At 72.2% G+C, this 1015-nt stretch carries 1 protein-coding gene; it reads right to left on the bottom strand.

Annotated features, from left to right (window positions below):
* Window positions 1-178: 178 nt before the first annotated feature.
* Window positions 179-817 (bottom strand): pyridoxamine 5'-phosphate oxidase, encoded by a 639-nt coding sequence (gene pdxH / locus ACFXBC_RS35125; protein ID WP_385034216.1) that lies wholly within the window; start codon window positions 815-817, stop codon window positions 179-181.
* Window positions 818-1015: the final 198 nt, after the last annotated feature.

The following is a 1015-nucleotide window of genomic DNA, read 5'->3' as shown; positions in this document are numbered from 1 at the left end:
ATCCCAAGCCGTCACCGCCCCGCGGGCTCGCCGGTACGTCCGGCCGGCTCCACCCCACGGAGGAACCAGAGCCCGCGGGTTTCTGCGTTCCCGGCCCGGCGGGCCGCCGGGCGCGGAGCGGGCCCCCTGAGGAACTCTGCCCCTCAGGGACGGCCCCGGGCCCCAGGGGCAGAGTTCCTCAGGGGCAGAGCCGCTCCACCCGCCACCCCGAGCCCGTCTCCCCGCTCCCCGTGCTCACGTACCGCAGCCGGTCGTGCAGCCGGTTCTCGTGGCCCTGCCAGAACTCCGCCGCGCCGGGGGTCACCCGGTAGCCGCCCCAGTCCTCCGGGACCGGGACCTCGGTGCCCTCCGGGTAGCGGGCCGCCAATGCGTCGTAACGGCTGGTCAGTTCCGCCCGCGAGGCGATCACGGAGGACTGGGCGCTCGCCCACGCGCCGAGTTGCGAGCCGTGCGGGCGGATACGGAAGTACGCCTCGGTCTCGGCGCGCGGGATACGGGCCGCCGTACCCGTGACCGTGATCTGGCGGGCGATCCGGTGCCAGGGGAAGAGCAGCGAGATCTGCGGGTTCGCGGACAGTTCACGGCCCTTGCGGGAGCCGTAGTTGGTGAAGAAGACGAAGCCGTCCGCGTCGAAGTGCTTGAGCAGCACCATCCGGGTGGAGGGGGCGCCCTGCGGGGTCGCGGTCGAGACGACCATGGCGTTCGGTTCGTGCAGGCCGCCCGCCACGGCGTCGGCGAACCAGCGGGCGAACTGGTCCATCGGAGCGGCGGCGAGGTCCGCCTCCGCGAGGACGACGGAACGGTACTGCTCGCGCATCGCGGCAGGGTTCAGACCGGGTTTCGGATCAGGGTTCGGCACGGGACCATCCTGCCGCAAGGGCTAGGGGCTGTCGTCAGAGTGCCGTCGTTGCCCGAAGGGCGGCCGCGCGGTGTCTGGTGCGTACGATCGCAAGGCGCCCCAATGACCACGTAGCGGTCCATCAATGGCAATACCGCAACCCCCCGACCAGAGGGC

This window comes from Streptomyces sp. NPDC059398, from assembly GCF_042751845.1.
Taxonomy (GTDB): domain Bacteria; phylum Actinomycetota; class Actinomycetes; order Streptomycetales; family Streptomycetaceae; genus Streptomyces.
Note: the sequence above shows the minus strand (reverse complement) of the source record. Positions and strands in the feature narration are given on the sequence as shown.

What these genes read in the sequence shown, in the direction of transcription:
- pdxH (WP_385034216.1), bottom strand. Translation starts at nt 817, where the DNA reads ATGCGCGAGCAGTACCGTTCCGTCGTCCTCGCGGAGGCGGACCTCGCC.